The following is a 26,095-nucleotide window of genomic DNA, read 5'->3' on the forward strand; positions in this document are numbered from 1 at the left end:
ACGTTCATGTTATCATCTCTTGCAGGGAGATGCAGGCAGAGCAGGAGAGAACCCATGTCAGTCGTCGCAATGCTTCAGGGCACACCGGAAACGGATGTCGAGACCACCCAATCTGCCTTGGTCATGGCCAAAAAGATCGGCACCGGCCTGACGGGTCTGTGCGCTCTGCCCGACCCGCAGGCCGCCGTAATGCTCGTTACCACCCCGGAATCGACCGGCCTGACGGCGGCCGCGGCGACCAACATCATAGAGCTGCAGAAAGAAATGCTGGAAAAGGCCGAGGCCGCCTTCCGGCAGGGGGTCGGCTCTGCGCCCGGCATTGACTGCGTGTTCCTCCACCAGGTCGCCAATGCCGAAGCGGCGGCGGCGAGTGCGGCGACCCTGGCCGATGCCATTGTCTTTCCCCGCAGCGCCGCGCGCAGTGGCGAGCCGCTTTCCATCGCTTTTGACTATGTGATGATGGATGCGCGCCTGCCGCTGGTTCTGGCCGGCACGACCCCCTACACCCCCGGCCCAGTCATCATCGGCTGGGATGGATCGAACGGCGCAGCCCGCGCCCTGCGGTTCCATACGCCCCTGCTCAAAGCCGCCGGCGAGGTGATCATCGCGCAGAACCGCAAGGATGCCGAACGTGACGGCGCCCGGCCGGGCATTGAACCCGGTTCCCTGGAAGACTGGCTGAAACGGAAAGGCATCAAGACCAGCGTTTCTCCAATCGAAGGCGAGGTTTCCGCCGCCCTGCTGGCGCTGGCCAAGGGCAGCGGCGCCACCATGATCGTGGCCGGCGCCTATGGCCATTCGCGCATTGGCGAGCGGCTGTTCGGCGGCACAAGCAAACGCCTGCTATCAGCCGACGAAGCCCCGGCGCTCGCCCTCGCCCGCTGATTTCCGTTTCACATTCAGGAGACTGCCATGTCGCTCAAGCGCATATCGCTGCAACTTGCCCTCAATCCCGGCGCCGAGGCGACGCCCGGCCAAGGCTATACGATCATCGCCCCGCTGACGGCGGAGGGACGCCTTGATGTGGACGCCTGGCGCGAAAACCGCAAAGACGCCCGCGTTTATCGCCTGCATCCCGACCCGGCCGAGCGCGCAGACGGCTGGCTGACACATCGGGGCAATCGCTGGTTCTTCCGCTATGACGAGGAAGAAGAGGGCGAGGATGAACCGGTTCACCGCCTCGGCGACCATATTTTCCGCGAAGGCGAGTACATTACCGTCGAATTCCACGGCGAAACGCCCCTGACTTACAAGGTCATCGACATCGCGGACATCTAAATTCGTGCCAGCGGAGAGGTTCGCGCCGAATGCGCCCAATCTACCGCTTTTGCCCCTTGAAAAATCCCCGGCCCGGCGTAAACACGCGGGCTTCGGGCAGCCCAAGGGCCGCCCGGCGATGGACGGCGGAGTGTAGCTCAGCCTGGTAGAGCACTAGCTTCGGGAGCTAGGGGCCGGAGGTTCGAATCCTCTCACTCCGACCATCGATCCCTGCTGCGGGTCCCGGCCGCCGCTTCTCCCGCCTTCAGAAGACCAGAGACCTGTGAGCCATGATGCCCGTCAAGGCGCCATCGCCCACGGCAATCGATACCGAATGAGGAATGTGCGCGGCGTCTCCGCAGGCAAACACGCCGGGCACGCTTGTTTCGTGCATCTCGTTCCGGCGGATCTGCGTGCCGCTTACCGTTGCCTCCAATTCGCAGCCGAGCTGCTGCGCAATCGGCGTGGCCGGGGCATTGCGCGGCGCGGTAAACAGGCCGGCAAAGCGCAGCCGCCGCCCGTCGGCCAGCCTGACATCGGCGCCTCCCTCGATGCCAAGAATGGGCACCTCTTCGATCCGTACACGGCGCGCCGCGAGTTTCGCGCGCGCTGCCTCGTCCAGCGCCATGGCCCCATTGACGAGCAGCGTCACCTCGCCCCACTCCGTCAGCAGCTCTGCCTGATGGAGCGACATCGGGCCGGTGGCAATCACGCCGATCGCTCCCTGGTCAAGTTCATAGCCATGGCAATAAGGGCAGTGGAACACATGCTGGCCCCAGCGCTCGGTGAGGCCGTTGATTTCCGGCAGGGTATCGCTGACGCCGGTGGCCAGGATCAGACGCGCGCCCTGATGACGTGCGCCATTCCAGCTGCGCACCGTGAAGCTGGCGTCCTCCTCGTTGCGCGCCGCTTCCAGCGCCAGATCATCCAGCCATTGCAGGGTGGGATACGCCTCAAGCTGGCTGCGCGCCTTGCTGGCGATGAGGGCGGGGTCTGCCCCGTCCTGCCCCAGGAAGCCGTGCGACGCTTCTGCCGCGCGGTTCCGCCTCTGGCCCGCATCAATGATCAGAACCTTGCGGCGCGCACGCAGCAGCTGGAGGGCAGCAGCCATACCGGCATAGCTGCCCCCGATGACGATCACGTCATGACCCATGGGTCTATCCCTTTCGGAGTTTGATTTCCTTGAAACGCTGCGTGAATTCCGCCGACAGATCAGCCAGCGTCACGGACGCAAACCGCTCCAGCAGCAGCGCCTCGGCCTGCGCAAAGGCCTCGTCCAGCACCGCATTGACCGACTGCTCGACCAGGCATTCGGGCGTCTCATGCCGGTTGCCGATGGCAAATACGGTGGGCTCGCCCAAGGCCTCATGAAGTTGGCGAAGCGTGACGCTCGCAAGGTCTGCCTCGATCCGCCAGCCGCCGGAATGTCCGCGTTCGGAGCTGACAAGGCCCGCCTCGCGCAGAAGGCCCATCGTGCGGCGCACCACGACCGGATTTGTCCGCATACAGGCAGCAAGCTCGTCCGATGTCATCGGGCGGTCCTGCTCGGCCATATGCAGCAGGGCATGGAGCACGGAAGAAAGGCGGCTATCTCTTTTCATGTAACTTCATTTATTACGTTATTGGCGTCGTTCAAGGGATAGCACATAAAAAAGAGCGGCAGGGAAATTACCCCCTGCCGCTCCTGGTCCTGGATCTGCCTTGCGGCGTGAAGGATCAGCCCTTCAGCGCAGCGCGAACTGCTTCAAGCGCGTCATTGGCCTTGTCGGCATCCGGGCCACCGGCCTGCGCCATATCCGGACGTCCGCCACCGCCCTGGCCACCGATGGCGCCAGCGGCGGCCTTCACCAGTTCGACGGCAGAGAATCTGTCCGTCAGATCTTTTGTAACGCCGATCGCGACGCCGGCCTTGCCGCCATCGGTGCCGACAAACACCACGACACCCGAGCCGATTTTCGACTTGGCTTCATCCACCAGCGCGCGCAGCTCCTTGCCGCCAACGCCTTCTGCGACGCGGGCGATCAGGTTCACGCCATTGATGACTTCCGGCCCGGCCGGCGCGCCGCCGCCCCCGCCCATCGCCAGCTTGCGCTTGGCCTCGCTGAGCTCCCGCTCGAGCGTGCGGCGCTCCTCGGTGAGGGCGGCCACACGGCGCGGAAGATCCTTGAGCGGAACTTTGAGGCTCTCGGCAATGTCCGCAGCAATCTGCGCGCGGCCCTTCAGATAGGCCAGCGCCTCGGCGCCGGTTGTCGCCTCGATCCGCCGGATACCGGCAGACACGCCGCTTTCGGAAATGATCGTGAAGACAGCGATATCGCCGGAGCGGGACACATGCGTGCCCCCGCACAGCTCGACCGAATAGGGCCGGTCTCCGTCACCGGGCTCGCCCATCGACAGCACACGGACTTCATCGCCATACTTCTCACCGAAAAGTGCCAGCGCGCCCGCCTCGATCGCCTTTTCCGGCGTCATCACCTTCATGCCCGTTTCGATATTGGCGCGGATCTGCGCGTTGACCTGATCCTCGATCGCCTCCAGCTGGGCCGGGGTGACGGGCGCGCCATGCGAGAAGTCAAACCGGAAACGGTCTGCCTCCACCAGCGAGCCTTTCTGCGTGACATGCTCGCCCAGCACGCGGCGCAGCGCGGCATGCATCAGGTGGGTGGCCGAATGGTTGGCCATGATGGCCTTGCGGCGCGCAGCATTGACCATCATCTGGGCCTTGGCGCCGGTTTTGACCGAGCCGGACACCAGTTCGCCGATATGCACATGCAGGTCGCCCGCACGTTTCTGAACGTCGCGCACGATGAAACGGGCGCCGCCCTCGAAGACGATTTCGCCATGGTCGCCCGCCTGCCCGCCGGATTCGGCATAGAAGGGCGTCGTGTCGAACACGAGTTCGGCAGGGCCTGCGGCGAGCGTCTCTGTCAGTGCGCCGCCGGTGGCGATGGCCACGAGCTTGCCCTCACCCGACGTGCCGGCATAGCCGGTAAACTTCGTGGCGCCCTTCTCGTCGCGTACGGAGAACCAGATTTCATCCGTTGCCTGATCGCCCGAGGAAAAGCCCCCGGCGCGGCTGGTCTCGCGCTGGGCGTCCAGCGCCGTTTCAAAGCCGGCGACATCGACCTCAAGACCGCGGCCGCGCAGGATGTCCTGCGTCAGGTCGAGCGGGAAGCCGTAGGTATCCGACAGGCGGAAGGCCACATCGCCGGGCAATGCCGCGCCGGGAGCGAGTTCCGAAACCGCCTTGTCCAGCAGGCTGAGGCCGTTGCCCAGCGTGCGCTGGAAGCGGGCTTCTTCCTGCTCGATGGCCGCTTCAATGGCCACCTTGGCGCGGCCAAGCTCGGGATAGGCCTTGCCCATTTCGGCAATCAGCGCCGGCACCAGCCTGTGCATCAGCGGCTCGCGCGCGCCCAGCATGTGGCCATGGCGCATGGCGCGGCGCATGATCCGGCGCAGCACATAGCCGCGGCCCTCATTCGACGGCAGCACACCATCAGCCACAAGGAAAGCAGAGGTGCGCAGATGGTCGGCGATGACGCGGAAGGACGCGGTCTTGTCGCCAGCGGCCTTCTGGCCATAGACCTCTTCCTCGGCCGCGATCAGCGCCTTGAAGAGATCAATGTCGTAATTGTTGTGAACGCCCTGCAGCACGGCGGCCACCCGCTCGAGCCCCATGCCGGTATCGATGGAGGGCTTGGGCAGGTTGGTGCGCGCGCCGCCTTCATGCTGCTCGAACTGCATGAAAACGAGGTTCCAGATCTCGATGAACCGGTCGCCATCCTGCTCGGCGCTGCCGGGGGGGCCGCCCCAGACCTTGTCGCCATGATCGAAAAAGATTTCCGAACAGGGACCGCAGGGGCCCGTATCGCCCATCGACCAGAAATTGTCGCTGGTGGCGATGCGGATGATCTTGGAATCGTCAAAGCCTGCCACTTTCTTCCAGATGGCAGCGGCCTCGTCATCTTCGGCATAGACGGTGACCAGCAGACGCTTGGCGTCAAGGCCGTATTCCTTTGTCACCAGCTCCCAGGCCAGCGCGATGGCGTCATCCTTGAAATAGTCGCCAAAGGAGAAGTTCCCCAGCATTTCAAAGAAGGTGTGGTGGCGGGCGGTGTAGCCGACATTGTCGAGGTCGTTATGCTTGCCGCCGGCGCGAACGCATTTCTGCGAGGTGGTCGCGCGGGGCGCGAACGGCTTCTCGGCGCCTGTGAAGATATTCTTGAAGGGCACCATGCCCGCATTCACGAACAGGAGCGTGGGATCATTCTGCGGCACCAGCGGCGCGGAGGGGCGCCGGGCATGCCCGTTTTTCTCGAAAAAGCCGAGGAAAGTTTCCCGGATATCATTGACGCCGTTCATGTGTCGTTTCTGGCCCTTACCGGTTCAACAAGAGGATATGCCGGAATCAGACAGGAAACCGGCACATGAGTACACCGGCGATATAAAGGCCCCTTTGCGGCCCGCCAAGCTCGGCGTACCGCAAAGGGGGGAATCTTCCGGTCAGGAGATCAGATAGAGGACCGGAAGCCTTGTCATGTCAGCCTTCGGCGGCTTCGTCCTCGTCGCCATCCTCAGCTGCCATGCCGGCCGAGAGAAGTTCCTCGGCCAGAAGCCCTGCATTCCGGCGGACGGCATCTTCGATCTCGTTGGCCATCGCCGGATTATCCTTGAGGAATTGCCGCGCCTTTTCACGGCCCTGGCCAATACGCTCCCCATTATAGGAGAACCAGGAGCCGGATTTTTCCACGACATTCGCCTTGACGCCGAGATCGATCAGCTCGCCCGTCTTGGAGATGCCTTCCCCATAAATGATATCAAACTCGACCTGGCGGAAAGGCGGCGCCACCTTGTTCTTGACGACTTTGACGCGCGTCTGGTTGCCGATGACTTCCTCGCGGTCCTTGATCTGGCCGATACGGCGGATGTCGAGGCGCACAGAAGCGTAGAATTTCAAGGCGTTACCGCCTGTCGTCGTTTCCGGGTTGCCGAACATGACGCCAATCTTCATCCGGATCTGGTTGATGAAGATGACCATGCATTTCGATTTGGAGATCGAGCCGGTCAGCTTGCGCAGCGCCTGGCTCATCAGACGGGCCTGCAGACCCGGCAGCTGGTCGCCCATCTCGCCTTCAATCTCGGCGCGCGGGGTCAGGGCCGCCACCGAGTCGATGACCAGAAGGTCCACCGCGCCCGAACGCACCAGCGTATCGGCAATCTCCAGCGCCTGCTCGCCCGTATCGGGCTGCGACACCAGCAGATCGTCCAGATCCACGCCGAGCTTGGAGGCGTAGACCGGATCCAAGGCGTGTTCCGCGTCGATGAAGGCGCAGACGCCGCCATTCTTCTGGGCTTCGGCCACACAATGCAGCGACAGCGTCGTTTTGCCCGAGCTTTCCGGCCCGAAAATCTCGATGATACGGCCTTTGGGCAGGCCGCCGATGCCAAGGGCGATATCCAGCCCGAGCGAGCCGGTCGAAACCGCCTCGATATCGAGAGCTTTCTTGTCGCCCAGGCGCATGACCGAGCCCTTGCCAAAGGACCGCTCAATATTGCTGAGCGCAGTTTCAAGGGCCTTCTGCTTATCCACGCCGGATTCCTTGTCCACGAGAGTGAGAGCGGGTTTGGTCACGAGTCGTCTCCTTAGGTCTACCATGAGGGCCCGTTTGGCAAGGCCCCCGATTGCCATCTCAATCGTAGATGTACCATGTTTGTTCTCTAGAACAAAGCGGAAACTTGTGAACAGCCTGACTTTCCATACCCCCCTTTTTCAGGCAAGGTGACCTCATGCTTACACGACCCGGTTCCGATGGCGGCGAAGCCCGCGTGATCTTTGGAGACAACGACTTCGAGCAGCTATCTGCTGGAAGTTACGTCACATGCGCGGTCACTGGCCGCAAAATCCCGCTCGGCGCCCTGCGCTACTGGAGCGTCGATCTTCAGGAAGCATACTGGGACGCTGAAGCCGCTTCCCAGAGGCTGGCGCCCAAGCGTTGATGCGGGCCGCAGCCGGCTGCTTTTCCACACCACTAATTGCCGCGCTGCTGCTTGCAGGATGCTCGGTAGCGGCAACCCCGTCCGAACTGCCCGCCATGGCGCCCCCGGAAACGGAAGCGGCCATCCCGGCGGCAGACGCGGCCACCTGTTTTGGCATTCTGAGGCAGGGCGGCCTGATCATCTGCCCGGCTGAGACAGGTAGTCTCGTCGAGTTCGGCGAGATGCGCCTGAGCGTGGGCGAAACGGGAACCGCGCAATATGGCCTGCCCCGCACCCTGCCGGCGGAAATCGAAGTCCGCCGGGACGGGATCGCCACGCGCCTGCCCATCGCGCCGCGCGAGGATGAACTCCGCGTCGTGCCTGGCTTTGACTGCGACAAGATCGATGCGCGCACGCCGGCCCAGAAGGCCCATGCCGCCGATAGCTGGACCAAGAAACAGGCGGGCTTTGCCAGCCTCAATCCGGGCCGGGGCGCGCTGGACGGGTTCATCCTGCCGGCGGACGCCCCGCCCTCTTCACCCTTCGGGCCGACGCGGAAATATGTTGGTGTTTCAAAGAGCAGCGGCAAACCCTGCGAGTCGCTATCGGTGCATCAAGGGTTTGACCTTGCTGCGCCGGTTGGCACGCCCGTGGTCGCCCCGGCCGCCGGGATTGTGACGCTGGCAGACCCCGACCTCTATTATGAAGGCGGCACGATTTTCCTCGATCACGGCCACGGCCTGCTTTCGGTGTTCATGCACCTGTCGGAAGTCACGGTCGCCGCTGGCGACGAAGTGAGACGCGGCGACCTCATCGCGAAGACGGGAAACACCGGGCGCAGCACAGGCCCGCATCTTCACTGGGCGGTAAAATGGCGTAATCCGGATACGGAGAACCGGGGCGGGGACTATTATATCGACCCCGCGCTGCTGCTTGAACTGCCCGTAATCGACTGACGCCATGCCCGGCGCCGCCACCCACGCCCGCGAGCCGCAGAGCGAAATTGCCCTGCATGTCGCCGTCTGGATCCACCGCGCGATCGATGCGGCCCCCGCCGGACATATCCCGTTGCTGTTTCTCTCCGGCGCGCAAGGCTCGGGCAAGTCAACGGCATTGCGCCAGGCTGTTTCGATGCTGCCCGAGCCGGTAGCCGGGGCGAGCCTTGACGATTTTTACCTGACGAAAGCCGAGCGGGCAGGCCTTGCCCGCCGCGTCAGTCCGCTTTTTGCAACGCGCGGTCCTCCGGGCACGCATGATCTTGCGCTTCTGCGCGAAACCGTTGCCCTTCTGCGCGGCGCCACCGGCACTTCCGGCACATTGATCCCCGCCTTCGACAAGCTCGCCGACGACCGGTCCGAGCGCGAGACCTGGTACAGCTTCTCGGGGCGCCCGGCGGCCATTGTGATCGAAGGCTGGATGATGGGCGCGCTGCCCGAGGCGGGCGCCGCCGATGCCCCGCCCCTCAATGCGGTGGAGGAGGAAGATGCTTCCGGCGTGTGGCGCCGCTATCAGGAAGACGCCCTTGCCGGGGACTATGCTGCGCTATGGGACAGCGCCGATGGCTTCTGCCACATCCTCGCCCCTGGCTTTGACACGGTGCTGGGCTGGCGGCTGGAACAGGAAGAGGCCTTGTGGCGCGCGCGGGGCGAGGCGATGCCGCATGAGCGGCGCGCCTGGGCGGCCCGTTTCATCCAGCATTATGAGCGGATCACCCGCCGAATGCTTTCCGGCGGGCGCCGTCCGGGGGCGGATATTCTGATTGATGCCCAGCGGCGCGTGCGCCCGCCTCAGTCTTCATAGAGTTCTCGGGCAGCAAGGCTGGCTTCCGTTTCATACCGGCTGATCAGCGTTTCGCCCGCTTCCACCTGGCGCAGCCAATTGCGGTTGGCGCTGGGGGAAACGAAATAAAGACCAGAAAACTCGCCCGACAGCATGCCCTGAACAACGCTGAGAAACGGGGTTATGGTGATTGAAATCTCCTCAGCTTCGCCAGATTGCGGTAGGCTTGCCTGCGCCCGCCGGGCCAGCGCTTCGGCATCCTCATAGCGCACGAAAAGCGGTATACGGAATACCCCGCCGGCATCAATATTCACCGCCTCTCCGGAAGCAAACTGCACCAGAAACAGCGCCGGGGCCTCCGGGGTTGTGCCTGCCCGTTCGGCCTGGCGCTGGGATGTCAGCCAAATATGGTCGCCGCCGGAGAGGATCAGATCTGCTGCGCTGACAATCCTTGCTTCGGTCATGTCGGCAAGCCCCGCGCCCAGCATGTCGATATAGGCCGCGTCCATGTCGAGATAGGCGAAGGGGCGGGTAACCGTCACGCCGCCCCCCTCATTCTGGGCCAGGCGCGGCTCGCCGGTGGCCGTATCCACGGGCACGATGGCCGAGAAAGACGCCATCGCGGCCTGTATCTCCGCAACGATGGGGTTGATCTGCGGCGCTGCTTCTTCAGCCTGCACGGCGCCTGCGCCGAAGATCAACAGAAGGCTCAGGATCAGCCCAGAAAGAACGCGCGGAGGCGCCGCGCTCTCAGAGCGGCCAACCCTGCGGATAAGATCAGCATACATCATTCTCGCAATGCTCCCGTGATGAGGCTCAGCGCAGGCCAGACCTGCATCCGGAGTTGATCCGGCCGCACGCTGGCGTCAACACCCCTGAGCCGGGGGGGCTACCGCGCCTCTGGCGGCGCCACCGGCGCGAGATGGCTGTCGATTTCGGAAGCCACCGGCCCCGGCCAGTCATCGGCCGTGCCCACGCAATCTCGCCGGAAGGCCGCATCCGTCCAGTCCACACTGTCTGGGCGGGCCGGGTCGCTGGTCAGGCTCAATTCCCAGTCCATCTGGCAGGCGCGTGTGGCAAAGCTGTAGGTGCAGACGGCAGCAGGCTCGGGATAGTCCTCATGGCCTTCGCCATAAGTGCATTCATAGCCCGCCGCCTGAATCTGGGCCAGCGTTGCGGCGCGGCCCGCTTCCTGCGCGATGCGGGAAAAGTCATTCGCCAGCGCCGCCTGCAGCCGCGCGCCCTCTCCATGCTGCCAGTCATTGGCCTGATGAATTTCGGCAACTGTCTGAGGCTTGCCCGCCCCATGGGCGCACGCGGCCACCAGCACGGCCAGCCCTGCAATTCCCACCCTCATGAACCTGCGTCCTCCTCCGTTCACACCGCAATCAGTGCGCGCCGATTGCGGCGGAATGGAGGTGATGGGTCAGGGCTGAAGGATCGTCGCGCCGGTTGTCTTGCCGCTTTCGAGCGCCTTGTGCGCCTCGGCGGCATCTTTCAGGGTAAAGCGCTGGCCGATGTCTGCCTTGAACACGCCTGCCTTCAGGGCATCAAAGACGAGCCCCGCCCCGCGCGCCAGCGCGCCGGGCGCCTGGATGAAATTGAACACGCCGGGGCGCGTCATCACAAGGCTGCCCCCCTGGGCAAGGCGGGAGGGCGGGATCGGATCGACCGGGCCCGACGCGTTGCCATAAGTAATGAACCAGCCGCGTGGCTTGAGACTGCCGAGCGAGCCTTCGGCCGAAATCCTGCCGACGCTGTCGAAAGCAATATCGACGCCCTTGCCGCCATTCAGTTCACGCACTTTCGCGGCCACGCCGTCATAGCCGACCGCCACTTCCGCCGCGCCGAGCGCCTTTGCCTTCTCTGCCTTCTCCTGGCTGGAGGTCACGCCGATCACGCGGGCGCCCAGATGCGCTGCCCAGGGCGTGAGGATAGAGCCGACGCCGCCGACCGGTGCCCAGATCAGCGCCGTATCTCCCGGCTGGACCGGGCGGATCTCGAACAGCAGCATCCAGGCCGTCAGCCCCTTCAGCATGATCGCCGCGCCCTCTTCATCGCTGACGAACTCAGGCAGCTTCACCATGCTCGCCGCCGGGCCGGTATAGTGGGTCGCGTAGGTACCTCCGGCCAGATAGGCCACCCGGTCGCCGGGTTTCACATCGCTCACGCCTTCGCCCACCGCCTCGACCACACCGGCCGCTTCCGAGCCGAGCGTCACCGGAAGCTTCAGCGGATAGAGGCCGGAGCGGTGATAGGTGTCTATGAAGTTGAGGCCCACGGCGGTCTGGCGCACCAGCGCCTCGCCCGCGCCGGGCGCGCGCGGCTCCATGGCCTGAACCTCGAGCACCTCCGGCCCGCCTGTTTTCTGTATACGGATGGCATAGGGGGCGGTCTGCGTCATGGGGTATCTCCTCTTGCGCCCGCTATGAAGCGCATATGCCCCCTAACGTCAATTTTCGATCAAGCCGCTCGACAGGCAAATTTGTTCCTGTTATGTTCGATTCATGGCTGAAGGAGGCAAACATGATCGGCTATGTAACACTCGGAACAACGGACCTCGACCGGGCCGCCAAATTCTATGACGCAATTGCGGAGGAGCTTGGCACGCCTCGTATGTTTACGACCGACACTTTCATTGCCTGGGGCACGCCCGATGGCCCGGCCGGCATTGGCCTCTGCTATCCCCATGACGGGAACAAGATGAGCGTTGGCAACGGCGTGATGGTTGCCCTTCAGGCGAAGGACAAGGCGCAGGTAGACCGGCTGCACGCCATCGCGCTCGCCCAGGGCGGCACCTGCGAAGGCCCGCCCGGCCCGCGCGGCGACACCTTCTATGCCGGCTATTTCCGCGATCTCGACGGCAACAAGCTCAACGCCTTCGTGATGGGTTGAGGCGCTATTTGCCTGTGAACTTTGCCGGCCGTTTTTCGAGGAAGGAAGCAACGCCTTCCTTGTGATCGGCAGATTTGAAACAGGCTGACAGCGCCGTGACATGCGCCTGCATGTGATCGGCCACGTCGCGCTCAAGACCCTTCCACACCAGCTCCTTCATTCGCCGGATGGAAAAGGGGGAGGACGCCAGATAGCGGCGGGCTTCGGCGCGGGCCGCATCCAGCAGGGTCCCGGGCTCGGCGATGGCATTGGCATAGCCGATGGCGAGCGCTTCTTCGGCTTCGAGGAAGGCGCCGGAATAGAGCAGCCGCAGCGCCCGGCTTGGCCCGATGATGCGGGGCAGCAGCCAGCTGCCGGCGCCGGTATCGGGCACAAGGCCGCGATGGGCGAAGTTCCAGGCAAAGCGCGTGCGCGGGGTGATGATGCGTACATCGCACTGGCTGGAAAATTCCGCGCCCATTCCGACCGCATTGCCGTCAATCGCCCCAATCACCGGCTTCGGGCAGGAAACGAGCGGCCACCACACATCGCCCTCATGCGCCTCGCCGCGTACGCCGCGCGTTTCGCCCGGCTTGGTGGAAAGATCGGCCAGGTCCGTGCCGGCGCAGAAGCTGCCACCCGATCCCGTGACGATCAGGACACGGACGGCGTCATCGGCGGAGACCTCCCGCACCTTTTCGATGAAGGCGTAAAGCATGGCAAAGGTCATCGCGCCGCGCTTTTCCGGCCGGTCTATGGTCAGGATGGCAATGCCATCATCCTCTTTTGCAAGCTTGATATGATGCGCTGTCATATCCATTCCTCCCAAGGTGTTGTTCTTGTTTTGGGAAAAGCTTGCGTCTGGCGAGGCCGGGGCGCAATCCCCGCCCCGGCGTAAACTCTTCCCCGCCCGCGCGGCTTTACGTGGCGGCCCTGCTTGCCAGCGGCCCTGCCCTGTCGCAGCTTTGCGGGGAGAGATTGGGAGGATAAGCCATGCCGGAATTCCGGACGATTGATGCGGGCGAGGCGCAGATCCGCGTGGCGCTGGAGGGTTCAGGCCCGCTGGCCTTGATGGTGCATGGCTTTCCGGAGAGCTGGTATTCCTGGCGCCATCAGATCGGGCCGGTGGCCGGGGCGGGGTTCACGGCGGCGGCGATGGATGTGCGCGGCTATGGCGGCTCGTCAAAACCTGGCGCGGTGCCGGACTACCGGATGGAAGCGCTGATCGGGGATATTCTCGGCGTCGGCAAGGCGCTGTCGCCGGACGCCCCTTTCATTCTGATCGGCCATGACTGGGGCGCGCCGCAGGTGTGGAACACGTCCCTGATCCATCCTGATCGCATCGCGGCGGTGGCTGCAATGTCGGTGCCCTATTTCGGGGTGCCGCAGGTGTCCTTCGATCTCGTCATCAAGCAGGTATGGGACGACAAGAACAAGTTCTTTTACCAGTCCTATTTCCGCGATCCGGGCCGCGCGGAGGCAGCCTTCGAGGCGGAGCCGCGCCGGTTCCTCAAGGGGTTTTACCATGCGATTTCCGGCGAGGCGAAGCGCGGGGATTTCCCAGTGGACCAGCCATCGGACTTCCCGTTGCTCGACGGCCTCCATCCCCCCGAAACCATCGGCGCCTGGATGAGCGAAGCCGATCTTGATTACTATACGCGCGAATTTGAAGGCTCGGGCTTTTTCGGCCCCCTCTCGCGCTATCGCAATCATACGCGCGATTGGGAATTCCTGCAGGCCTACAAGGACCGGAAGATCGAGCAGCCCGCCCTTTTCATCGCAGGGGATAAAGACCCCGCCTATTCCGGTTTCGGCATGATCGACGATCCAATCGGCCGTATGCGGAATTTTGTGCCGGGCCTGGAAGTGGCGGAAGTGTTGCCTGGCTGCGGGCACTGGACGCAGCAGGAGCGCCCGGCGGAGGTCAATGCCGCGCTGGTGCCCTGGCTGGCCTCGCTGAAGGGCCGGGTTGTCTGACAGCGCTTGCATCCGCGCAAAAGATATACCAAAGTCTGCAAAGGTTATACCAAAGCCTGCCCCGGCGCATGCCGGGCTAGCAGGCCCAGCTTATGCAGAAAGGCTCCTCCCCCATGGCATCTGGCCCCAAGCACCGCGAGATTTCCGGCACCATCAGCTATCAGATCGACGGGCATCCGGACTTTCCGGACCGGAACTGGGGCATCGAGCGGTTTCACATGACCCATCATGGCGATGGGCACCGGGTAATGCGCGCCTATTGCGAGCTGCATGACGTTGCCCTGACCCGCGATGTGGTAGCCACCGTGGACGCCGATTTCCACCCGCATGACACCTTCGTGCGCCTGACCAAGGACAACAAATTCTATGGCAGCACCTGGTATCGCTGGACGGATACGCAGGCCGAATATCAGGGCTTCAATATCGAGCGCGGCCGCATCAGCGAGACGGTGGAGATTGACCGCAATATCCGCGGTTTCGGCACACACAATCTGACCGGTGATGCCTGGCTGGCCGCGCGGTTTGACCGCTCGACAGGTGAAGGCATCCAGACCTTCAAGAACAACCTGCTGAGCTCCATCGACCATCGCGGCGCCACCGGGCCGGACTTTCAGCGCACGACCACCAGCAGCCTGCAATATTCCGGCGTCGAGACTGTGACCGTGCCGGCAGGCACGTTTGAATGCTACAAATTCGCCTTCGTGATGACCAGCAATGATCATCCGCCCTATGAATTCTGGGTGACGACGGATGGCGATTTCCTGTTCGTCAAAGGCGCTGTGGCCGCGCCTTACAACTGGACGTTCGAGCTGGAAGAACTCAACATCATCCGCTGACGCCAGCAGCCCGGTCAGCCGCGCTTCAGCGCGTCTGACCGCCGTCTACCGCGACCACGGCGCCGTTGATGAAGCTTGCCCGGTCAGACAGGAGGAAGGCGGCGGTATCGCCGATTTCCTGCGGGGTGCCGAAGCGATTGAGCGGCACTTCACGCTTGATCCATTTGGCCCAGGCCTCGGCGCGCGGGCCGGTGGCGTTCCGCACCCAGTCCCCGCCGGGGAAGATGATGTTGCCCGGCGCAATCGTATTTACACGCACATTCGTCTTGCCCGAGAAACGCGCGATGGAGGTGGAGAGGTGATTTACCGCCGCCTTGGTGGCGCCATAGATCAGCGGCGAGCCGAGTGAGGCCAGGCCGGCAATGGAAGAGATGAAGAGGAAGCTGCCCCCGCCATTGGCCGAGATGCGCGGGATCCCGGCGCGGGCGAGGCGGAAGGCGGAGTTCAGGTTCTGATCAAGCCCGCCCTGCCATTCCTCATCGCTGACATCGAGCCCCAGCGGCGAAGGCGAAAGGCCGACATTGGCGACCGCGCCGCGAATGGGGCCGAACGCTTTCTCACACGCCTCGACAGCGGCATTGATGCCTTCCGATTGCGTCAGATCGCCGGCAAAGGACCACACCTTGCCCTCGCCATAGGCGGCGGCGAACTCTTTCCGCGTGGCCTCCAGCGCTTCGGCGCCGCGCGCGGTGAGCGCGACTTTTGCCCCCTCTTCCAGCAGGCTTTTGGCGATGCCGTGGCCAATGCCCCGGCTGGCGCCGGCGATGAAGACGACTTTATCGGTGAGGCCGAGATCCATGTGTTCCTCCAGTTTTTCAGCGATCATGCTGGCCAAGGCCGGTGGGGATGGCCAGCCCTTCCCCCACGCGAGGCCCCAACGCGAGCCCGCACCAGGAAGCGGCCTCAGGCGGGCAGCGGTTGAAGGTCTGGCGGGGTCCATTCACGGCGGGCTTCCACAGACAAGAGACGCTCTTTGGACCAATGGGCGAAGATCCAGTCGGACCGGCCGCAGGGGCCGGCCAGCAGAGCCGCCAGAAGCGCGGCGTTGCTGGCCCCCGGATGGGCCGCAACATGCGCCGCAACGACCGCGAGCGAGGCAGCCGTGATCGTCTCGTGATACCCGGCTCTGTCGGTGTTCTCGACGCCCACCGCGACATTATAAGCGCAGATTGCCGCGCGGACGGCCGGGAGAATATCCCCGCCCCGCTCTGCCTGCATCCAGATGGCGAAGGCGAAATGGGCCGTATGGGTCCACGCTTCCCTGGGCAGCGTGCAGGCCAGAACGCCGCGCGCGATATGCTCTATCTCTTCATCCGTGATCTCAGACATTGCTTGTAATTCCTTGTTCCATAATTGAAAAACCCGCCTCGGGAGAACCGGGCGGGCGCGACATTCAGCGGAGGATCGGATGGGCCTTAACCGGCCCTGTGTTTCCCCATGCGGCCGCGCGCCGCCAGCAATTGCAGGCGGGTCTGTTGCTGGAGCGGGCGTTTTGCGCGGCACATGGGCACCGGGGTAAGCCCGTGCCGCGCAGGCGTCAACAGCCGCTATCTTGGCAGGGCACGGCGACTCCTGCTGTGATGGCGGGATGAGCAGTTTCTCCTTGATCATCGGCGTGGACGAGGCAGGCCGGGGCCCCTGGGCGGGGCCGGTGACGGCGGCAGCGGTGGTGCTCGATCCCACCCGGCCGGTGGAGGGGCTGACCGATTCCAAGAAATTGTCGGAGAAGGCCCGCGACCGGCTGGCCCCGCTGATCCGGGAGCGGGCGCTGGCCTGGAGCGTCGCCGAAGCGAGCGTGGAAGAGATCGACACGCTGAACATCCGGCAGGCCACATTCCTGGCCATGCAAAGGGCGGTGGCGGATCTTTTCAGGACCGTTTCGGACAAATCCGGACAAAACAGGACAAGGCCCGGCACCGCCGCGGTCATTCTGATCGATGGCAACGCCCTGCCGGCAGACCTGCCCGCCCCGGCGCGCGCGATCATCAAGGGTGACTTGACCGAGCCCTGCATTTCAGCCGCTTCGATCCTGGCCAAGACGCACCGGGACGCGCAGATGGCCTCACTCTGCATTTCGTATCCAGGCTATGGCTTTTCCGGGCACAAAGGCTATGGCACCGCCGCCCATGCCGAGGCGCTGGCCCGGCTTGGTCCGTGCGCGGTGCATCGCCAAAGCTTTGCCCCGGTCCGGGCCCTTTTAAGACACTGTTAACCGGCACCGAAGAGTTTCCCGGCAGGCTCTCATGGGGACGCGCCGCAGATGTTTCTTCTCAACTGGTTTCTTTTCGGCTGGCACACCTGGTATGGCGAAAGCGGCCAGGCTTACCGGTTCAAGATCACGCTGACGCGCAAGGGCATTCCCGAGGGCGGCGGGGTTTACATCTTCGTGGTGCGCCGCTTCGCCTTCTTCCTGTTCCCACTCTATATCGGCAAGGCGACGAACTTTAAGTCGCGCCTCTACGGGCATGAGCGCTGGTGGGAGGCCTGGTGGAAGCGCGGGGCTACCGAGCGGCATGTACTGGTCATCCGCGGGGGGATGGACCGGGCACGCATCGAGGAAGACCTGATCCGCCGCTATCAGCCCAAGATGAACGATATCCTCATTCCCCGCGGGGATCTGGACGCGCCGCGCAATGCCAAGTTGCGCCGTGCCTGGCGCTGGCGCAGGTGGTGGGCGGAGTTCTTTGCCGGGCTGATCGGCTTTGGCAAGCGCAAGGCGGGCTGAGGCCGGCTGGCCTTACGGCAACAGCAGGCATGCATCGCCATAGGAATAGAAGCGATACTTTTCCGCGATGGCATGGGCGTAGGCCGCGCGCATGATGTCTGTTCCCATCAGGGCACAGACGAGCATGAAGAGGCTGGATCCCGGCAGGTGGAAGTTCGTCATCAGCGCGTCTGTGGCACGGACGGGGTCGCCGGGCTTGAGGAAAATGTCGGTTGGCCCTGACGCGGCGTGGATGTGGCCGTCTTCCCCTGCGCAGCTTTCCAGCGTCCGCATGGCCGTTGTGCCCACCGGAACAAGGCGCGCACCAGCCGCGCGCGCGGCGTTGAGGCGGTCTGCCACTTCCGGCGTCACGCGGCGCCATTCCTCATGCAGACGGTTTTCGGCGAGGTGTCTTTCTTCCAGCGGCTTGAATGTGCCGAGCCCGACATGCAGGCGGACGGTTTCGCGTTTCAGGCCTGCCGCCTCCACCTCCCCCAAAAGGCGAGGCGTGAAATGCAGACCGGCGGTGGGCGCAGCCACGCTGGCGGCCTCCTCCCCGGCAAAGCGCGTCTGGTAGGTTTCCCGGTCCTTCGCATCCGCCGGGCGGCGGCGGGCGATATAGGGCGGCAGCGGCATGGCGCCGTGCGCGTCCAGCGCGGCGATCATCGCCTCGCCCTCGCAGTTGAAGTTCAGGAGGATTTCCCCGCCTTCGCGGCGCGCGCCGATCATGGCGGTAAAGCCTTCGGCGAAATGGATCTCGTCGCCCTCCTTCAGGCGGCGGCCGGGCCGGGCGAGCGCCAGCCAGACGCAATCGCCCTGCCGCTCGACGAGGTTTACATCCACCTCGACATCGCGGCTCGCCCCGTCGCGCGCCGGGCGGATGCCCTTCAGAGCGGCGGGCAGAACGCGCGTATCGTTGAAGACGAGCACATCGCCAGCGTTCAGGTATTTCGGCAGATCACGGACGGTTGCATCTTCCAGCCGGCCATCGCCATGCACAACGAGCAGGCGCGCGCTGTCCTGCGGCTCAGCCGGGCGGAGCGCGATGAGATCTTCGGGAAGATCGAACTGGAAGACGGAGAGGTCCATGATGCCTTTACCGGAGCAGCCGGCGCGCGGCCTCTCTATTCCAGGATGACGGCCGGAACCGGGGAAAGCTCACAGATGTTGACTTCGCCCTTTGCCTCAAGCGCCGCGCGGAAGGTATCCGTATCGGTGCGCAGGACATAGGCCTTCGGACGCTCCGCCTCCGGAAGATCAGCCGCAATCCTTGCCGATTCCAGAATATCCGGATCTCTGACCGAGCCGTTATTCTGCTCCGAGCCTGTCTTGATGGACATCACCACATCCTGGCCCTCGATCACGCGGCCCCAGGAGGAATAGAGGCGGTCAAGATGCGGGGAGTAGCCGCGCATCAGGAAGAACTGGCCATTGGCCGAGTCCGGATCGCTGGTGCGCGCGGTGGAGACGATGCTGGCGCAGTGGGGAATGGAGCTTTCGACCAGTCCGTCCACCGACATTTCAGCAAAGAAGGAAGGCTGGGTCTGGATCGGGACACCGTGATAATAGCCATGCTTGGCGCTGTCTTCCGGGCCGATGGTGGCCTCCAGCGGCATCTTCTCCACATCGCGGCGGAAGGTGAACTCGCCCTTTACGCTCGGCTGGCCGGACTCCCTGCCCTTCAGCGCGAAGATATCTCCGCCCTGCGCCATGAAATCATCGATCACGCGGTGGAAGCTCGTGCCGTCATAGTCGCCCGAACGGGTGATGGCCGCGAAATGCGCCACATGGTTGGGCGCCACTTCGGGAAAAGCCTCGATCAGGATGCGGCCTTTATTGGTGTCGAAGATGAACAGCCGCTCCGGATCAACCGGGCGCCAATCGGGGCTGGCAGCGACATCTTCCGGCGTTTCGAACGACCAGGTGCCATCGACCGGTTCGGCGCAGGCCGGCAGGAGAAGTCCCGCCAGAGCCACCGCCGCTGCAAAGCCACGTATCTTCATTGCTTGTACTTCTCCAGCAGAGCCTTTTTCACCGACGGGGTTACGAACGGCGTGATATCGCCGCCGAGGCTCGCGATTTCCTTGACCAGCCGCGAAGCCACCGCCTGATGACGAACATCGGCCATCAGGAAGACGGTTTCAATGTTCGGATTCAGTTGCTCGTTCATTGCCGTCATCTGGAACTCGTATTCGAAGTCCTGAACGGCGCGCAGACCGCGTACGATGATATTGGCGTTGCACTTTTCGGCAAAATGCATCAGCAGGCCGTGCATGGGCTGGACCTTGATCTCTGCCAGACCCGGCCCTTTCAGCTTGTCGCACTCATATTCGACCATGGCGACACGCTCTTCCAGGGTGAAGAGCGGCTTTTTCGCCTCGTTGATGGCCACACCGATGATCAGCGTGTCCACAAGCTTCATGGCACGGCTGAAAATGTCGATGTGGCCGGCTGTCGGCGGATCGAAAGTGCCAGGGTAAAGGCCGATACGATGCACGGGGCGCCTCCTCTCGTTAATTATACCGAGAGCCTTCCGCCGCGCTGCAACATCAACCCTCCGCCTTATCCATACCGCCTTCGCCGTCATCGACAAGCCGCGCCGCAGAGACAACCCGCTCGCCCTCGCCCGTGCGCAGCACCCAGACCCCGGCCGTGGAGCGGCCCGCGATGCGGATCTGATCCACCGGCGTGCGGATCAGCTGGCCGCCATCGGTGACCAGCATGACCTCATCGCCATCGCCCACGGGGAAGGACTGAGCGACCTTCTTGACCGGCCCGCCTTTCTTGTCGCGGCCCCAGATATTCTGGGCAACGAGGCCTTTCCCGCCCCTGCCGGTGACCCGGTAATCATAGGCGGAGGAGCGCTTGCCCATGCCGTCATCGGCAACGGTGAAGATGAACTCTTCGGCGGCGCCCAGCTCGGCAATGCGCTCGGCCGAGAGCGCAGCCTCGGCGACGGCTTCTTCCTCGTCGTCGGAGATTTCCTCTTCCTCGCCGGTGGCTGCGCGTCGCATGGCCGCAGCGTGCTTGAGATAGGCGCGCGCCTCCTCAGAGGTGACATCCATATGGCGCAGGATGCCCATGGAGATAACTTCATCCCCTCCGGCCAGGCGGATGCCGCGCACACCGGTGGAATCCCGGCCCGCGAAGACGCGCACATCCGTCACTTCAAACCGGATGGCCTGGCCGAGCGCTGTGGTCAGCAGGACATCATCCTTCTCCGAACAGAGCTGGACCGAGACGATGCCATCGCCCTCATCCAGCTTCATCGCGATCTTGCCGGCGCGGTTGACGCGCGTGAAATCAGCCAGCCGGTTGCGGCGGACATTGCCCGAGCGCGTGGCGAACATCACATCGAGATGCTCGGCGGCCTCTTCGCTGTCGGGCAGCGGCATCACGCTTTCGATGCGTTCATCCGTGGCCAGCGGGAAGATGTTGACCAGCGCCTTGCCGCGCGAGGTGGGCCCGCCGACAGGCAGGCGCCACACCTTCTCCTTGTAGACCATGCCGGCCGAGGAGAAGAACAGGATTTCCGTATGCGTCGTTGCCGAGAAGACGCGGACAATGAAATCCTCATCCTTCATCGACATGCCGGAGCGGCCCTTCCCGCCCCTGTTCTGTGTACGGTAGGTCGACAGCGGCGTGCGCTTGACATAGCCGCCATGGGTCACCGTGACGACCATATCCTCGACCTCGATGAGGTCTTCGTCATCCATATCGACGCCGCCATCGACAAATTGCGAGCGGCGCGGCACGGCAAACTTTTCCTTCACCTCAGCAAGCTCGGCCTTGATGATGCCGAGGATGCGCGGACGGGAGCGGAGGATGTCGAGATATTCGGCGATCTTGTCAGCCAGACCCCGGGCTTCATTCCCGATCTCGTCGCGGCCAAGGCCGGTGAGCCGGTGGAGCGGCAAGTTCAGGATGGAGCGGGCCTGCTCGTCGGAGAGATAGATCGTGCCGTCTTCGGTGCCGCGGCGGGTGCGCCGGTCGGCGATCAGGTCGATCAGCGGGCCCATATCCTGCTGCGGCCAGGCCTTGTCGAGCAGGCGCTGGCGCGCTGTTGCCGGATCAGGCGACGTGCGGATAAGACGGATCACCTCGTCAATGTTGGCAACGGCCAGCGCAAGGCCGACGAGGACGTGGGCGCGGTCGCGCGCCTTGCCCAGCTCATGTTTCGTACGCCGGACGATCACTTCCTCGCGGAAGGCAATGAAGCATTCGAGAACCTTGCGCAGGTTCATCAGCTCCGGCCGGCCGCCATTCAGCGCCAGCATGTTGACGGCGAAGGAGCTTTGCAGCTGGCTGAACCGGTAAAGCTGGTTGAGCACAACGTCCGCGCTGGCATCGCGCTTGATCTCGATGACGACGCGGATGCCGTTGCGGTCAGACTCGTCGCGGAGATCCGAAATGCCTTCGATCTTCTTCTCACGAACGAGTTCGGCGATCTTGGTGATCATCGCCGCCTTGTTCACCTGATAGGGGATCTCGCTGACGATGATCGCTTCGCGGCCATTCTTGGCCTGCTCGATGTCTGTCTTTGAACGGATGATGACGCTGCCGCGCCCGGTGAGCAGCGCCTTGCGGCTGCCCGAGCGGCCCATGATCAGCGCGCCGGTGGGGAAGTCCGGCCCCGGAACGATGTCGCACAGGGCTTCTTCGGAAATCTGCGGGTCATCGATCAGCGCGAGCGTGGCGTCGATCACCTCGCCCAGATTGTGGGGCGGGATGTTGGTGGCCATGCCGACCGCGATGCCGCCGCCGCCATTGACCAGCAGGTTCGGGAACTGCGCCGGCAGGACGACAGGCTCTTTTTCCTTTCCGTCATAGTTGTCCTGGAAGTCGACCGTGTCCTTGTCGAGATCGGCAAGTAGATAGGTCGCCTCCTTCGTCATGCGGCTCTCGGTGTAGCGCATGGCGGCGGGCGGATCGTTGTCGATCGAGCCGAAATTGCCCTGGCCATCGACCAGCGGCACGCCCATCGAGAAGGGCTGCGCCATCCGCACGAGCGCGTCATAGACCGCCGAGTCGCCATGGGGGTGATACTTACCGATCACATCGCCGACGATACGGGCCGATTTCGAATAGGGCTTGTCGGGCGTGTTGCCGCCTTCGTTCATCGCAAAGAGGATGCGGCGGTGAACCGGCTTCAGGCCGTCGCGCACATCCGGCAGCGCGCGGCTGACGATCACGCTCATCGCATAATCGAGATAGGAGGATTTCAGCTCTGTCTCGATGGAGATCGCTTCGATGCCGTCCTCGGGCGGGGGCTTGCCCGCGCCATTTTCCGGGGTTCCCGGCTCGTCCGGAGGGGTGGTCGGATCGCTCATGGAAAGGCCTTCTGCATTGGACCGGCAAAGTTCTGAACGGGACGTTCGAATCGCCATTTTTGCTGGATTCCAGACTAGCAGCCGCGCCCGCCTGGGGCTACCGTCCAGATGCCTTTATTTGCAGTGAAATCCGGGCTTTCGGGCAAGTTTTCGCCCCCGGCCGCAAGGAGCCTAACATGCCAGAATCATTGAAGTTTCGCCTCTCGCGGCGTGAGGCCTGCCTGGGTCTGGGCGCCGCCCTTGCGGCAACCGCCTGCACCGGCCCCGGTGATCCGGCGGCCCGCCCCCTTCAGCCGCTGCCCGAAGGCTGGTCCATGGGCGAGGCACTACCCTTCCCGGTGCAGGAGATTTACCCCTGCCGGCACGAGGGCGCGATCCATCTGGCAGGCGGCTTCATCGCGGAAGATGGCCAGATCACCGGCCCCACGGCGGCGCATCACTCCTGGCGGCCAGACGGGCGGGGATGGCGCGCAGAGACGCCCCTGCCGGTGGCCCGGCATCACCCCCACCTCGTCAGCTATGCCGGAGCGCTTTACGCCATCGGCGGGTTCCAGTCGTCCTCGCCTGCCGCCATGTGGGAGATGCAGGGCACCGTCTGGCGCCTGAATGCGGCCACCGGGCGCTGGGAGACGGCGCCTGCCCTGCCCCGGCCCTGCGCCGAAGCGGTGGTTCTGGCCGATACGGCCGGCGCGCTGCACCTGATGGGGGGGCGGTCACCGACCGGACAATCGAACGCCGCCTGGACCGATCAGGCCGACCAGACGCACCATTTCGTTCTGACCAGCCCGGACGGGCGGTGGGAGGAAGCCGCGCCCTGCCTGACGGCACGCAACAGCGCGGCGGGCGCGGAAATTGGCGGAACCCTGCATGTGGTGGGCGGGCGCAGCGTGAAAGGCGGCAATTCTGCCGAGCATGAAGTCTATGATCCGCGCGAAGACCGCTGGCGCCGCGCCGCGCCGATGCCCCAGGCGCAAGGCGGGCTGGCTGCCGCCGCAGCTGGCGGCAAGCTTTACGCCTTCGGCGGGGAATTTTTCGACAATGGCGGGGGGGTCTATCCGGAAGCCTGGGCGTATAATCCGGCCCGCGACGCCTGGGAGGCCATTGCCCCAATGCCCCATCCCCGTCATGGCTTGGGCGCAGTGACGCTGGACGGGGCGATTTATGTGATCGGCGGAGCGCTGAAAGCGAGTGGCGTGGAGACAAGCGCCCTGGTTGAAATCTATCGTCCCTGACCCCGGACCCGATTGCCTGAAGGAACCCGCAATGTCACTCGCGCTATATGGCCATCCCTTCTCCTCCTACACCCAGAAGGTGCTGATCGCCCTTTATGAGAATGCCACGCCGTTTGAATTCCGGGCGGTGAGCCCGGAAACGCCGGAACACTCGGCAAGCTGGCTGGCGCGCTGGCCGATCGGCAAGTTTCCGCTGCTGGTGGATGGCGGCCGGAACATTGCGGAGACCAGCATCATCATCGAACATCTTCACCTTCACCACCCCGGCCCGGTGCGCCTGTTGCCGGATGATCCGGCAGCGGCGCTGGACGTGCGCTTCCTTGACCGGTTTTTCGACCTGCATGTGATGGACGCGGCCCAGCACGCCGTGAACGGCGCGCTCACCGGGGATCCGGTCAAGCGGGCAGACGGCGCGGCGCTGTCGAAGGAGAAGCTGGAGCGGGCCTATGCCTGGCTGGAGGGCGCGCTGCAGGGGCGCAACTGGGCGGCGGGTGAAGCCTTCACGATGGCAGATTGCGCCGCTTCCCCCTCCCTCTTCTATGCCGATTGGGTGCATGAGATTTCAGGCGATTACCCCGCCCTGCGTGCCTATCGCTCCCGGCTGCTGGCACGGCCAGCCTTCGCGCGGGCGGTAGATGAAGCGCGGTATTTCCGGCCCTATTTCCCGCTCGGCGCGCCGGATCGGGATTAGCGCTCTGCCGGCAGGGCGCCCAGTGAGCGCAACGCGCGCTCGACGGCAGCGCGCCGCCGCGGAGCTTCTTCCATGCCGCCGGGCATGTCCATGTTGAGGGCGAAGACATAGGTGCCGGGCGCGTCTCCGGCGGACTGCTCAAGCCAGCCGACAATCCAGCCAATGTCCATCTGCCCCTCGACGCTTTTCCAGCCGGTCTTGCCATAAAGCGTCCAGCCCTCGCCGCGCTCCAGCACCATCACCGGCACGGCAAGATCATAAGTGCTGGCCGAAAGCGGCAGCGTGCGGCGCGCGAGACGGGCGAGAAACTCCACCTGCTCGGTCGCCGAAATGGCAAGCGGGCCTTCGAGCCAGTAGCGCGTGCTCTGCTCCGGCCCGCCAATATCGGCATTGCCATAGCCAAAGCCCTTGAGACCCTCTGTCAGGCGCGCGGCGCCGATGCGCGGCACGACGATCTGGTAGATCCAGACAGTGGAGCGCTGGAAGGCCTGGCTGAACGTCTGGTCCTCGTTCCAGCTGTCCACAAAGCGCTTCTGGCCATCCCACTCGAAGCGCTCGTCCGGCCCCGTGACCGCGCCGAACTCATAGGCGAGCAGGGTGTGGGGGATCTTGGAGGTGGAGGCAGGCGTAAACCGCTCGCGGATACGCGCGCCGCCGCTGGCCCAGACCTTTTCATCCTCCAGCCGGTAGATCACCAGTGCGGATTTTGCCGGGCTCACGCCTTCCAGCATCAGCGCCTGTTCGAGCGGGTTTTCTTCCGGCGCCGGCAAGTTCCAGCCGGAACTGGCGCAAGCGGCCAGCAAAGCCGCCGCAAGCATCAGCAGGCCAGCCCGAAGGCGCATTCCTGCAGAAGACGCAGCAGCCAGCATCACGCCACCCTCAGAACGGGATCTCGTCGTCGAGATCCTGGCTGAAGCTTTCCTTCGGGCCGCTCATCTGCTGGCGCCCGCCACCGCCGGAATAGCCCATGTCACGGTCGCGGCCACCGCCGCCCGCGCCCATGCCGCCGCCTTCGCCGCGGCCATCAAGCATTACAAGCGTGGCATCAAAGCCCTGCAGCACGATCTCGGTCGAGTAACGGTCATTGCCGTCCTTGTCCTGCCATTTGCGGGTCTGCAGCTTGCCTTCCAGATAAACCTTCGAGCCTTTTTTCAGATAATTCTGGGCCACCTTGATGAGGCCTTCGGAGAAGATGGCGACGGTGTGCCATTCAGTCTTTTCCTTGCGCTCGCCGCTGGCCTTGTCGCGCCAGGTTTCCGAGGTGGCGATGCGCAGGTTGCACACCTGCCCGCCATTCTGGAACTGACGCACTTCCGGGTCTGCCCCGAGATTGCCGACCAGGATCACCTTGTTGACTGAACCCGCCATGATGGGGCCTCCGCGCTGAAATTCTGTTTCGAGTCCGATTCGAGTTGTTCTACTCTGCTATGCGCGCCCTG

General features: G+C 64.1%; 28 protein-coding genes and 1 tRNA gene. 13 read left to right on the forward strand and 16 right to left on the reverse strand.

What is annotated here, in order from left to right:
* The first annotated feature begins 54 nt into the window (after positions 1-54).
* The 3 genes from HPO_RS19750 to HPO_RS10430 all read left to right on the forward strand — a co-directional run bounded on the left by HPO_RS19750 (position 55) and on the right by HPO_RS10430 (position 1,481).
* Positions 55-885 carry a universal stress protein gene (locus tag HPO_RS19750; protein ID WP_051612515.1) on the forward strand — a complete coding sequence of 277 codons (831 nt, stop codon included), beginning with the start codon at positions 55-57 and terminating at the stop codon, positions 883-885.
* Between the two features lie 27 nt (positions 886-912).
* A complete protein-coding gene (locus HPO_RS10425; RefSeq protein WP_035598144.1) occupies positions 913-1,278 on the forward strand; it encodes a hypothetical protein in 366 nt (121 codons plus the stop codon).
* A 126-nt stretch (positions 1,279-1,404) separates the two neighbouring features.
* Positions 1,405-1,481 (forward strand) — tRNA-Pro (locus tag HPO_RS10430).
* A 41-nt stretch (positions 1,482-1,522) separates the two neighbouring features.
* On the opposite strand, the gene HPO_RS10435 is transcribed toward HPO_RS10430, so the two are convergent.
* From HPO_RS10435 to recA, 4 genes are all read right to left on the reverse strand, one after another.
* The gene (locus tag HPO_RS10435; RefSeq protein ID WP_035598147.1) at positions 1,523-2,410 is read right to left on the reverse strand and encodes an NAD(P)/FAD-dependent oxidoreductase; all 888 of its coding nucleotides are present in this window, start codon (positions 2,408-2,410) and stop codon (positions 1,523-1,525) included.
* Between the two features lie 4 nt (positions 2,411-2,414).
* Complete coding sequence (locus HPO_RS10440) at positions 2,415-2,858, reverse strand: Rrf2 family transcriptional regulator (protein WP_035598150.1); 444 nt, start codon at positions 2,856-2,858, stop codon at positions 2,415-2,417.
* A 115-nt stretch (positions 2,859-2,973) separates the two neighbouring features.
* A complete protein-coding gene (gene alaS, locus HPO_RS10445; protein WP_035598153.1) occupies positions 2,974-5,619 on the reverse strand; it encodes an alanine--tRNA ligase in 2,646 nt (881 codons plus the stop codon).
* A gap of 178 nt (positions 5,620-5,797) precedes the next feature.
* Positions 5,798-6,889, reverse strand: a complete 1,092-nt coding sequence (gene recA / locus HPO_RS10450) for a recombinase RecA (RefSeq protein ID WP_035598156.1) — start codon at positions 6,887-6,889, stop codon at positions 5,798-5,800.
* Positions 6,890-7,044: 155 nt separating this feature from the next.
* Between recA and HPO_RS10455 the strand changes: the two genes are divergently transcribed.
* Genes HPO_RS10455 through HPO_RS10465 form a run of 3 tightly spaced genes read left to right on the forward strand, consistent with a single transcriptional unit; the run spans position 7,045 to position 9,033 of the window.
* Positions 7,045-7,254: a DUF2093 domain-containing protein gene (locus tag HPO_RS10455; protein WP_035598164.1), complete on the forward strand. Its 210-nt coding sequence runs from the start codon at positions 7,045-7,047 to the stop codon at positions 7,252-7,254.
* Positions 7,254-8,189, forward strand: a complete 936-nt coding sequence (locus HPO_RS10460) for a M23 family metallopeptidase (protein ID WP_051612516.1) — start codon at positions 7,254-7,256, stop codon at positions 8,187-8,189. The genes HPO_RS10455 and HPO_RS10460 overlap by 1 nt, the downstream gene beginning before the upstream one ends.
* 4 nt (positions 8,190-8,193) lie before the next feature.
* Positions 8,194-9,033 (forward strand): hypothetical protein, encoded by an 840-nt coding sequence (locus HPO_RS10465; RefSeq protein WP_206742149.1) that lies wholly within the window; start codon positions 8,194-8,196, stop codon positions 9,031-9,033.
* Here HPO_RS10465 and HPO_RS10470 read toward each other — a convergent pair.
* From HPO_RS10470 to HPO_RS10480, 3 genes are all read right to left on the reverse strand, one after another.
* Positions 9,021-9,803 carry a hypothetical protein gene (locus tag HPO_RS10470; RefSeq protein WP_035598168.1) on the reverse strand — a complete coding sequence of 261 codons (783 nt, stop codon included), beginning with the start codon at positions 9,801-9,803 and terminating at the stop codon, positions 9,021-9,023. The genes HPO_RS10465 and HPO_RS10470 overlap by 13 nt on opposite strands.
* A 98-nt stretch (positions 9,804-9,901) precedes the next feature.
* Entirely contained in the window at positions 9,902-10,369 is a 468-nt protein-coding gene (locus HPO_RS10475; RefSeq protein WP_035598170.1) for a hypothetical protein, read from the reverse strand.
* A gap of 69 nt (positions 10,370-10,438) precedes the next feature.
* Complete coding sequence (locus HPO_RS10480; protein WP_035598174.1) at positions 10,439-11,416, reverse strand: quinone oxidoreductase family protein; 978 nt, start codon at positions 11,414-11,416, stop codon at positions 10,439-10,441.
* Positions 11,417-11,538: 122 nt separating this feature from the next.
* On the opposite strand from HPO_RS10480, the gene HPO_RS10485 reads away from it, so the two are divergent.
* Entirely contained in the window at positions 11,539-11,907 is a 369-nt protein-coding gene (locus HPO_RS10485) for a VOC family protein (RefSeq protein ID WP_035598433.1), read from the forward strand.
* A gap of 4 nt (positions 11,908-11,911) precedes the next feature.
* Here HPO_RS10485 and HPO_RS10490 read toward each other — a convergent pair whose 3' ends face one another.
* Positions 11,912-12,700: an enoyl-CoA hydratase/isomerase family protein gene (locus tag HPO_RS10490; RefSeq protein WP_035598435.1), complete on the reverse strand. Its 789-nt coding sequence runs from the start codon at positions 12,698-12,700 to the stop codon at positions 11,912-11,914.
* A gap of 179 nt (positions 12,701-12,879) precedes the next feature.
* Here HPO_RS10490 and HPO_RS10495 point away from each other — a divergent pair, with 179 nt between their 5' ends.
* Together HPO_RS10495 and HPO_RS10500 are read left to right on the forward strand one after the other, a co-directional pair.
* Positions 12,880-13,863 (forward strand): alpha/beta fold hydrolase, encoded by a 984-nt coding sequence (locus HPO_RS10495; RefSeq protein WP_035598176.1) that lies wholly within the window; start codon positions 12,880-12,882, stop codon positions 13,861-13,863.
* A 113-nt stretch (positions 13,864-13,976) separates the two neighbouring features.
* Positions 13,977-14,699, forward strand: coding sequence for a DUF3108 domain-containing protein (locus HPO_RS10500; RefSeq protein ID WP_157532774.1), 723 nt, complete (start codon positions 13,977-13,979; stop codon positions 14,697-14,699).
* 25 nt (positions 14,700-14,724) lie between these two features.
* Here HPO_RS10500 and HPO_RS10505 read toward each other — a convergent pair whose 3' ends face one another.
* Both HPO_RS10505 and HPO_RS10510 read right to left on the reverse strand, forming a co-directional pair.
* Positions 14,725-15,498 (reverse strand): SDR family NAD(P)-dependent oxidoreductase, encoded by a 774-nt coding sequence (locus HPO_RS10505; protein WP_035598441.1) that lies wholly within the window; start codon positions 15,496-15,498, stop codon positions 14,725-14,727.
* Positions 15,499-15,602: 104 nt separating this feature from the next.
* Positions 15,603-16,028, reverse strand: coding sequence for a hypothetical protein (locus HPO_RS10510; RefSeq protein ID WP_206742150.1), 426 nt, complete (start codon positions 16,026-16,028; stop codon positions 15,603-15,605).
* A gap of 259 nt (positions 16,029-16,287) precedes the next feature.
* On the opposite strand from HPO_RS10510, the gene HPO_RS10515 reads away from it, so the two are divergent.
* Positions 16,288-16,911 (forward strand): ribonuclease HII, encoded by a 624-nt coding sequence (locus tag HPO_RS10515; protein WP_035598178.1) that lies wholly within the window; start codon positions 16,288-16,290, stop codon positions 16,909-16,911.
* 48 nt (positions 16,912-16,959) lie between these two features.
* Positions 16,960-17,424, forward strand: coding sequence for a GIY-YIG nuclease family protein (locus tag HPO_RS10520; RefSeq protein ID WP_035598180.1), 465 nt, complete (start codon positions 16,960-16,962; stop codon positions 17,422-17,424).
* A 12-nt stretch (positions 17,425-17,436) separates the two neighbouring features.
* Here the strand turns inward: HPO_RS10520 and queA are convergent, their stop codons facing one another.
* Genes queA through gyrA form a run of 4 tightly spaced genes read right to left on the reverse strand, consistent with a single transcriptional unit; the run spans position 17,437 to position 22,733 of the window.
* Positions 17,437-18,492, reverse strand: coding sequence for a tRNA preQ1(34) S-adenosylmethionine ribosyltransferase-isomerase QueA (gene queA, locus HPO_RS10525; RefSeq protein WP_035598183.1), 1,056 nt, complete (start codon positions 18,490-18,492; stop codon positions 17,437-17,439).
* 35 nt (positions 18,493-18,527) lie between these two features.
* Positions 18,528-19,406, reverse strand: a complete 879-nt coding sequence (locus HPO_RS10530; RefSeq protein ID WP_051612518.1) for a peptidylprolyl isomerase — start codon at positions 19,404-19,406, stop codon at positions 18,528-18,530.
* Entirely contained in the window at positions 19,403-19,900 is a 498-nt protein-coding gene (coaD, locus tag HPO_RS10535) for a pantetheine-phosphate adenylyltransferase (RefSeq protein ID WP_035598184.1), read from the reverse strand. The genes HPO_RS10530 and coaD overlap by 4 nt, the downstream gene beginning before the upstream one ends.
* Positions 19,901-19,952: 52 nt before the next feature.
* A complete protein-coding gene (gene gyrA, locus HPO_RS10540) occupies positions 19,953-22,733 on the reverse strand; it encodes a DNA gyrase subunit A (protein WP_035598186.1) in 2,781 nt (926 codons plus the stop codon).
* A 176-nt stretch (positions 22,734-22,909) separates the two neighbouring features.
* Here gyrA and HPO_RS10545 point away from each other — a divergent pair, with 176 nt between their 5' ends.
* Together HPO_RS10545 and HPO_RS10550 are read left to right on the forward strand one after the other, a co-directional pair.
* The gene (locus HPO_RS10545; protein WP_035598188.1) at positions 22,910-23,965 is read left to right on the forward strand and encodes a Kelch repeat-containing protein; all 1,056 of its coding nucleotides are present in this window, start codon (positions 22,910-22,912) and stop codon (positions 23,963-23,965) included.
* 31 nt (positions 23,966-23,996) lie between these two features.
* Positions 23,997-24,656, forward strand: coding sequence for a glutathione S-transferase family protein (locus HPO_RS10550; protein WP_035598191.1), 660 nt, complete (start codon positions 23,997-23,999; stop codon positions 24,654-24,656).
* On the opposite strand, the gene blaOXA is transcribed toward HPO_RS10550, so the two are convergent.
* Together blaOXA and ssb are read right to left on the reverse strand one after the other, a co-directional pair.
* Positions 24,653-25,498 carry an OXA-1090 family carbapenem-hydrolyzing class D beta-lactamase gene (blaOXA, locus tag HPO_RS10555; RefSeq protein WP_162174035.1) on the reverse strand — a complete coding sequence of 282 codons (846 nt, stop codon included), beginning with the start codon at positions 25,496-25,498 and terminating at the stop codon, positions 24,653-24,655. The genes HPO_RS10550 and blaOXA overlap by 4 nt on opposite strands.
* A gap of 37 nt (positions 25,499-25,535) precedes the next feature.
* Positions 25,536-26,024, reverse strand: a complete 489-nt coding sequence (ssb, locus tag HPO_RS10560) for a single-stranded DNA-binding protein (protein WP_035598195.1) — start codon at positions 26,022-26,024, stop codon at positions 25,536-25,538.
* Between the last annotated feature and the right edge of the window lie 71 nt (positions 26,025-26,095).

The sequence above is a fragment of the Hyphomonas polymorpha PS728 genome (assembly GCF_000685315.1).
Taxonomy (GTDB): Bacteria; Pseudomonadota; Alphaproteobacteria; order Caulobacterales; family Hyphomonadaceae; genus Hyphomonas; species Hyphomonas polymorpha.